At 55.2% G+C, this 7,557-nt stretch carries 8 protein-coding genes; 4 read left to right on the forward strand and 4 right to left on the reverse strand.

The window, feature by feature from the left end; all coding sequences use genetic code 11:
* Nucleotides 1-89: 89 nt before the first annotated feature.
* Complete coding sequence (locus tag JUJ53_RS20150; protein ID WP_204153818.1) at nt 90-704, forward strand: hypothetical protein; 615 nt, start codon at nt 90-92, stop codon at nt 702-704.
* Here the strand turns inward: JUJ53_RS20150 and JUJ53_RS20155 are convergent.
* A complete protein-coding gene (locus JUJ53_RS20155) occupies nt 682-1,797 on the reverse strand; it encodes an extracellular solute-binding protein (protein ID WP_204153819.1) in 1,116 nt (371 codons plus the stop codon). The two genes, JUJ53_RS20150 and JUJ53_RS20155, sit on opposite strands and share 23 nt — an antisense overlap.
* A gap of 2 nt (nt 1,798-1,799) precedes the next feature.
* Entirely contained in the window at nt 1,800-2,429 is a 630-nt protein-coding gene (locus JUJ53_RS20160) for a phycobiliprotein lyase (protein WP_204153820.1), read from the reverse strand.
* Between the two features lie 830 nt (nt 2,430-3,259).
* Here JUJ53_RS20160 and JUJ53_RS20165 point away from each other — a divergent pair.
* Together JUJ53_RS20165 and JUJ53_RS20170 are read left to right on the forward strand one after the other, a co-directional pair.
* Nucleotides 3,260-3,922 (forward strand): TraX family protein, encoded by a 663-nt coding sequence (locus tag JUJ53_RS20165; protein ID WP_204153821.1) that lies wholly within the window; start codon nt 3,260-3,262, stop codon nt 3,920-3,922.
* Nucleotides 3,923-4,181: 259 nt separating this feature from the next.
* A complete protein-coding gene (locus JUJ53_RS20170) occupies nt 4,182-5,120 on the forward strand; it encodes a pentapeptide repeat-containing protein (RefSeq protein ID WP_204153822.1) in 939 nt (312 codons plus the stop codon).
* A 4-nt stretch (nt 5,121-5,124) separates the two neighbouring features.
* Here JUJ53_RS20170 and JUJ53_RS20175 read toward each other — a convergent pair whose 3' ends face one another.
* Both JUJ53_RS20175 and JUJ53_RS20180 read right to left on the reverse strand, forming a co-directional pair.
* On the reverse strand, nt 5,125-5,547 hold the full coding sequence (locus JUJ53_RS20175) for a VOC family protein (RefSeq protein ID WP_204153823.1): 423 nt from the start codon (nt 5,545-5,547) through the stop codon (nt 5,125-5,127).
* A gap of 131 nt (nt 5,548-5,678) precedes the next feature.
* Nucleotides 5,679-6,059, reverse strand: coding sequence for a glutamyl-tRNA amidotransferase (locus JUJ53_RS20180; RefSeq protein WP_204153824.1), 381 nt, complete (start codon nt 6,057-6,059; stop codon nt 5,679-5,681).
* 86 nt (nt 6,060-6,145) lie between these two features.
* On the opposite strand from JUJ53_RS20180, the gene JUJ53_RS20185 reads away from it, so the two are divergent.
* The gene (locus JUJ53_RS20185; RefSeq protein ID WP_204153825.1) at nt 6,146-7,312 is read left to right on the forward strand and encodes a hypothetical protein; all 1,167 of its coding nucleotides are present in this window, start codon (nt 6,146-6,148) and stop codon (nt 7,310-7,312) included.
* The last annotated feature ends 245 nt before the right edge of the window (nt 7,313-7,557 follow it).

Consider the following 7,557-nt stretch of genomic DNA (forward strand, 5'->3'; position numbering starts at 1 on the left):
CCCTGAGGTCGCCGGCGATCGCTCTGGATAACCTAGGGGGCGATCGCCGGGGCTGTTGATATGTTCAACCATCCGCCCCCACAGAACCTATGACCCAATGGCATACGTTGGCTTACCGTACCCTAGTTCTCAGTAGCGTGCTCAGCTTGGGCAGCATGGTCACCGGAGCGATCGCTGCCTATGGTTTAGATGCGCTAGCGGTTTGGCAACGGATCCCCAACGCCCCCGAGCTGAGCCTGCTGGACGCAGAGACCCCGCCAGACTCGCCCTATATTTTGACCTCCGCCACCATTTTCCAAGATGAGTTAACAGATCCTAGCCTGTGGTGGGCCAGCAATCAGCACAACAGCAAAATCTTGAGCGACTGGATTGCCTACACCGGCGAAGATGGCACCCCCCGCCGTGTTGATTTGGTGATTAACCAAGCGGCATGGCAAAATCCTACTTTGGGATATATGGATCGCTACGCCTTTGTGCTCTACTTTGGGCAAGCCGCCCAGTCCTTTGGCTATCAGCTTCGGATCTTTAGCCGTAGTGTGAGCGGCACCAGCCTGCTGGCGGCGTATCTTTGTGATCCCTTGCCGGATGCAGAGGAGCTTGAACCCTCTGAAGCAAGGCCTTCCTTGTCGTCCTGCGGTCTATTTCTAGATCCAGCCACAGGCTTCGACAGCTTCACCCCCGCTAACCCGTTTGCCGTACCCTAAGCCACAGATCTCGGTAAGCCGCGATCGCCTCCTCGGGCAACGGAGCGAGCCATTCACTCCGCTCTAGCACCGCCTCTCCTGGCCAAAGCAAAGGACTGGTATCCACCACCGAAGCGATCGCATCGGAGTCCCCAGGCTGAAGCTGGGGTGAGGTTGATAGACTCAGGGTGGTAATCCGCTCGGCAATGTCGGGCTGCCAGCAAAACTCAATCCACTCCATAGCCATCGCTCCCGGCGTGGGAGCATTGCGCGGCTGCACCCAGAGATCGGCAAACAGCAGCGTTCCGGCATCGGGGATCACGGCATTGAGGCGGCGATCGCGCTGGGTAAATGGCAAGACATCCGTAGACCAACCCACCGCCAGCCAGGTATCGTCCCGCAGCAGGGGTTCTAGATAGGCATCGGAACTGTAGAACCGCATCTGTTGATGCAGCTCTGCCAGGCGGGATTCCACTGTTGCCTCATCGAACGAGACTTGGTTAGCAGATTCTCCCAACTGTTTGAGAACTAACCCAATCACCACACGGGCGCTATCGGGCACCGAAATCCGTCCCTGCAGTTCAGGCCGCCACAAATCCTCCCATTGGCTCGGCACCCAGTTCAGCTTCTCCATCGCCGAGACCGAGTAGACCAGCACTAAACTACCCCAGCGGTAGGGAGCTGCCCAAATATCACCCTCAGGCTGGGGGGCTCCTTGGCGATCGCGGCGTACCAGCGCCTGCCACTGAGGCGGCAGTTGGGCCCAAGCGTCCAAAGCCTCCAGATCGGCGATGGGGCGAATCAGGTCTTGCTGAATGGCCGCCGCCAGCCAAGCATCCCCGAGGGTCATCCAGTCAGGGATATTAGGACTATTGGCCTCCAACTCCTGCAGGCGACGAAAGGTATCCTGAAGTTGCTCGATGGGTTCGAAGTCGAGCTTAGGCCCACGGCCCATGCGCCGAGTAAATTCCTGAATGAGCTCGGTGGGAACTGAGTTTTCGAGCAGGGAAACCACGAGGGGCGATCGCTCCTGACCGCCGCATCCTGCTAGCTGGAGGGCAAGGGCGGCACTACCCCACAAAAATTCTCGACGGGTCAGATGGTAACGGGTCATGATCAATCAGTAGTGGACTTGCGTTCCACCCCAAACCCCATTAGATCAATCACGGTTGGCACCTCACCATCGGCTGGGCGTTCATAGGTGACAATGGTGCGCATCCGCAACTCGGGCGACACAAAGCGCATCTGATCGACCGCCACCGACCGGTTGTAGTAGGTGGTCATTTCTAGGGTTTGGCGCGTGGGCTGGTAGGTAAAGCGACCGGCGATCGCCCCCGTTTCAGAATACCCTTCATTGCGGAGATAAACGCCCTCGATTAATTCTGAATCCTTGGGATAGTGGGATGCTAGGGGCAAATGGGGCGGCGTGGAGTTGAGGTGATAGTACCGAGCGACATCGTCAGGCACAAACAGGGCCTTGAGGCTCATGGACACCTCTTCCCCAGTTTCTGAACGGGTTTCAAACGCTATGGCAAACCCTGGACAGCGATCGCGACCGGCCGTCGCCTGCTGTTCATCCAAGGGCGCAAACCGACTGAGGATGCGCTGCTTGTCGGCAGGCCCTAGGGGCATAGCCTGAAATTCGGTATACGATCGCTCCACCTCGCCATCCAACACATAATGATAGGTGCGATCGGTCGTCCAAGTACCGGCACAGGCTATAAAAAAATCGCTGAAACTTAGCATACGTCTTGTTTGTTACTCAACCATAAGGGCATGAATCATGCGGCGATCGCCCGTTGTCCTCAACACGTCTTCCCTATCCTGTCTTAAAACAGTACAACGAACGTTGAGGCTGTGCCCTAGGCAACCTTAACCCGTCTTCCATGGTGGCTAGATACCGGTTCTCCAAAGCTGGCAAGGGCAACAAGTTCACCATTTGTCCTGATTAAAACCTAGGACTAGCGGATCAGTGAAAACACAGGTGGCTTGAACCCACAGCGCCGGTTGACTGCATCCAACCGACGGGCATCTCGTGCTAGGAGAGCGATCGCACCTATGACCAATCCACACCCAAGTCTTCCAATTCTGCTCCTAGATCGCTCTCCTAGCAATCTGCCCCACGGACGAATGTATGTCATCAGACCCTCAAGACCTAGATAGTTAGATATCGGGACGAGCACCGATCCCACCGGTTGATCACCTAGGGTGGAGTACTGGCACATCCTCTGAGCACTTTGCCAAAAGTGTTATCCTGGCAGGGGCTGAGGACTCAATCTGAGGACTCAATCTGTGGGTTCGACCACCATCAGGTGCATCAACAGCGTCGTGACAAGCTAGAATTCTGCTGGAGAGCGGTGGTCTGAATGCCGTTGAAGAGCGATCGCATAGCGCTCTTTCACACTCTTTCAACTCATCCAAATGTCCATGGGGCTGAACCATCTCCCATGAGCCAATGGGCCCACGTCTACACCATGTAGATTAGAGCCAATCCTTCGGCTGCACAGAATCTGGCACGTCATAGGCTGAAACCATTTCATTCCTATGAGCACCCAAATCAAGGGTTTCTCTCGCCCATGGTGAGCTTGCCAAGAATTTTCACAAACTACGACATCAAGCTGCTGGCTGCCGTCTTGATGGTCATTGATCACGTGGGGGATATTTTCTTTCCCCAATGTATGATCTTTCGGCAGATTGGGCGACTGAGTCTACCGCTCTTTGTCTGGCTCCTAGTCCAGGGTGAGCGCCATACCCATAATGTGGTGCTCTACGGTGCGCGGCTCTTAGTGCTAGGTGTTTTATCTCAACCCATTTATGAACTAGCCTTCAATCTCCAGCCCTATCACGATTTCAATATTTTATTTACGCTGTTCATTGGCTTAGTTTGCCTACGCTTAGCCCGCATGTTTCCACGGATCATGCTGCTCATTTGGATCGCTGGAGCCATGGTGGCCCGATTTTTGGCGGTCGATTACGGTAGCTATGGCATTGCAGTCATTGCCTTTGGCAGCCGGTTTAAACCCACAGCCCCATGGTGGCTATGCTGGCTGGGGCTTCATGCCATGATTCTCTATGCCATACCAGGCTATGGAAGCATCCAGGGGTTTGCCACGATCGCTCCCGTATTTTTTCATATGACCAACCATGAAGTCGGCGCAAAAGCACGATGGTTCTACGCATTCTATCCAGCTCATTTACTCGTGCTTTATCTCATACGCCAATGGACAAATACGCTATAGCGAAAGCCTTGGATCACCGCGAATCCCAATGCCACAATCCCAACCATGAGATCACAATCTCCATCCTCTGATATGGGACAGCTTTTATAGGACAGCTTTACATTTTGCACCAACTCCTAACGAAGACGATTTTGAGACAGTATGATTAGGAGGGATCAGCTAGGGCGATCGCACCTCCTGCCTGGTTCCCTCATGCCCCAGGGTTGCTGACTGCTGAGGCCATCCACGATTGACATTACTCACACTCACCTGAATTATCATGGCAGGGCATCAGAACCATAGAAAACTCAACGCTCCACTGCGGTCATCCAACCCAGAGGATTCAGCGCAGGCAGAGGGACGCGATTGGCGATGGACAGGGTTTCGCGACAAAACCCTGTGGAACGTTCTAGAACTTTTGATTCTGCCCCTGTCGCTGCTGATTGGGGTTTGGTACCTCAATGCCCGCGTCAGCCAGCAACAAGAGCAGGTCGCGCAGCGCCAAGTGTCTGAACAGCAGCAGATCGATCAAATGGCGATCGATCGCGCTCAGCAAGACACCCTCGATCGCTACATCGATGACATGGTGGCCTCCCTTGACGAGGGGCTGCTGACCTCCCCTGCCAATTCCCAGCAGCGGGATCTCGCTAGGGCGCGCACTTTGCTGACCTTGCGATCGCTGGATAACGCCTACAAAGCGCTGTTGCTGCAGTTTGTCTACGAAGCAGGTCTGATTTCTGAATCCAACACCGTCATTTCCCTCAGCCGGGCAGAATTGAGCGGCATTAATCTCAACGCTACGTTTCTGGCCCAGGCCAACCTACGGGAGACCTTGCTCGCCGATTCAGAATTTCTCGGTGCCAAACTCCAGGGCGCAAACCTGAGCGTTGCAGAACTATCGCGAGCCGGTCTTAGCGACTCCTTCTTGTTTGAAGCCAACCTCAGCCGAGCGACCTTGAGCAATGCCAAACTGCAGCGGGCCATCCTCGTCCGCGCCAACCTGAGCGGGGCCGATCTGGGCGGCGCAGACTTGAGCGGAGCATTCCTGGTGCGAACCAACCTCCGGGGTGCCAACCTCCGGGGCGCTAACCTGCGCAACGCCAATCTCAATGAAGCGAATTTGAACTCCGCTAATCTCGACGGCACAGACATCAGTCAAGCCTTTCTCTGCAACACCATCATGCCGGACGGCAGCGTTGAAAACCGCGACTGTCCCTAGGGATTCATCCCTCTGTCGCAAAAATCGCCGCGTCGTCTTGAAAGGCTTTGAACTCTAGAGCATTGCCGCTAGGATCCAAAAAGAACAGCGTCGCCTGTTCCCCAACCTCGCCCTGAAAGCGGATATAGGGTTCAATCACAAAGGTGATGCCATGGGCCTGAAGGCGATCGCGAAAGGATTGCCAGGTCTCCATATCCAAAATAACGCCCCAGTGGCGCACGGGCACCGATCGCCCATCCACAGCATTGGCTGACGGCGACTGGGTATCCTTGGGACTGAGGTGCGCGGTGAGCTGATGGCCAAACACATCAAAATCAATCCAGGTGTCAGATGTACGCCCCACCCGACAGCCCAAGATTTCTTCGTAAAAGTGACGGGTCTGGACAAGATCCTGCACTGGAAACGCCACATGAAAAGGTCGCAGCATACAACTGTCCTGTATCAAAATTAGGTCAACCATAGAGCTGTAGCCAGTTTGGCTAAGACATCATCGTAGATGAACGTTCCTAGGTTGAACATCTCCAAGGTTTCTGCATGTCCTCACCCATAAGACGAGGGCTACCCCTGGGCACAATAGGCCCGCCAACCACCCCACTGGGTGATCTCTCGCTGTCCTTCACAGAGAATGGGTTCGCCCAAAACCCCTAGCACCTCCTCCCCATCCCCTAGGGTCACCTTACCAATGCAAAGCCCTGGGGGTTCTTGTAGTAAAATCTGGGCCAACCCTTGCAGGGGCACCGCCCACACTTCCAGGGCGATCGCTTGTCCTCCCTCCGCAACCCGCAGCATGGCCGGGTGGCGATCGCCAATCGACCACAGCCGATAGCAGGGCTCGGTTTCCGCCTCGCGCACAAAAACGGCATCAACGGCTTGCAAATTGCCATTGAGCGCCAAACCGCGCATCAGCGTACCATTGACCGCGAGATTGATCCTATCCATTGTCGGTTTCTGATCCATGGGCAAGATGAGTTGTAGAATCGGGCAAAACGCAATGATCGGGGCAGGTCGCTACCTGAGTCGATCTCATGACCAAGCTTGGTCAGCAGGATGAGCGTCGGGTACGTCACGCCTGTAACCGTCTCTCCAGTCTGCAAGGTGAGGGGATAGGAGGGTCGGCTCATCGCCTCAGATGGGCGCGGCTGAAACCCATGGTTCTCGGTCAAGAATCACCCGATATCCAAGAATCACCCGATATCAAGGTGTATCTGAACACATTCATACCTGAACGGAGATCCTTTTTCATGACACCACTCAGTGTACGACTAGCTCGATGGATTGGCGTAGGGCTGGGCAGCCTTGGGGTCATCACCAGTGGAGCGATCGCTAGTGAACGAGTGCCCACCGCCCGCTATGCATCTGGCGAATCCGTCGATCTTGCCCTGATCATTCAAGAATGGCAGGGCAAACATCCCGATATTCCGGTCTTTGCCTGCGTTTGTGCTCAGCCGTCCTGCAACCTCACCGCTGCTTGGCCCTTTCGTCGCTTTAATGAATATCAGTTTACGGTGATGTTGGGGCCCTTTAACGCCATGAGTACGGAAAATCAGGGGTTTAACTGCCATGACACTGTGTCGGGGCGATCGCCCAGTCGGGTCTTGGCGGGCGATATCTCAGATCCAACCGAGCCAGGCATGGACATCACCCCTCCCGGCGATCCAGAAGGTCTAGCCCAGATTGAAGTCCAGCAAAATGGCACCCATCTGCGCGGGCGCTGGCGAGATAGCACCGTCGATATTGATGTGCGCGACTGGAATATCAACATCATTGACGGCGTCGATTGCTCCACCTTAACCATCGCTGACGAACAGGTGATGAATGCCCGTCGCGTGGTGGGCGAGCCCAGCATCGATTTGTATACCGAGCAGATTGCCGTGGCCGTGGAACTCGACTACTGTGCCCTCACCACCCAAAGCGCCGTCTTCATTATTGACCCCCAACCCGGCGGCTATGCCCTCTACCGAGCCCAAGTGCCAGGCGATCGCCCCCTGCCGGATGAATTTTCCAGCTATCCCCTCAGCAGCGTCGCCGCTGTGGATTATTGGGACGGCAACCTGATGATTCGCCAATTTGATGCCTCGGGGACAGAGGCTTTGGTGGTTTTTTCGCCCGGTGATAACCCTGCAGGAAACTACGCGGGTTGCGTAACCCTAGCCGTGGGAGAAAGCTCCAGCCTATGCCCTGCGGAACCCTAGCCCATGGGTTGTAGCCATGAGGTTGAACACTTGGTTAAAAACTTGGTTGAAAAATTCTGGGCAGACTCTCCGGATCCCCTTCCTCTTCATGAGGAAATGGGAGTGGTAGATGCACCCTGAGATCATCCCCCGGCACCTGTGCTGGGGATTTTTTTCTAGGGCGGCAAAACTAGCTGGAGAGCCTTCTGCTCCAGGTTAGCTAAATAAGCTGCAGGGGAACGTCGAAAATGCCGTTGTTGATTGCG

Source organism: Leptolyngbya sp. CCY15150 (assembly GCF_016888135.1).
In the GTDB taxonomy this organism is placed as follows: Bacteria; Cyanobacteriota; Cyanobacteriia; order RECH01; family RECH01; genus RECH01.

Coding starts and splice junctions, on each gene's coding strand:
- JUJ53_RS20155 (WP_204153819.1), bottom strand. CDS start 1,797: ATGACCCGTTACCATCTGACCCGTCGAGAATTTTTGTGGGGTAGTGCC.
- JUJ53_RS20170 (WP_204153822.1), top strand. CDS start 4,182: ATGGCAGGGCATCAGAACCATAGAAAACTCAACGCTCCACTGCGGTCA.
- JUJ53_RS20150 (WP_204153818.1), top strand. CDS start 90: ATGACCCAATGGCATACGTTGGCTTACCGTACCCTAGTTCTCAGTAGC.
- JUJ53_RS20165 (WP_204153821.1), top strand. CDS start 3,260: ATGGTGAGCTTGCCAAGAATTTTCACAAACTACGACATCAAGCTGCTG.
- JUJ53_RS20160 (WP_204153820.1), bottom strand. CDS start 2,429: ATGCTAAGTTTCAGCGATTTTTTTATAGCCTGTGCCGGTACTTGGACG.
- JUJ53_RS20180 (WP_204153824.1), bottom strand. CDS start 6,059: ATGGATAGGATCAATCTCGCGGTCAATGGTACGCTGATGCGCGGTTTG.
- JUJ53_RS20175 (WP_204153823.1), bottom strand. CDS start 5,547: ATGCTGCGACCTTTTCATGTGGCGTTTCCAGTGCAGGATCTTGTCCAG.
- JUJ53_RS20185 (WP_204153825.1), top strand. CDS start 6,146: ATGACCAAGCTTGGTCAGCAGGATGAGCGTCGGGTACGTCACGCCTGT.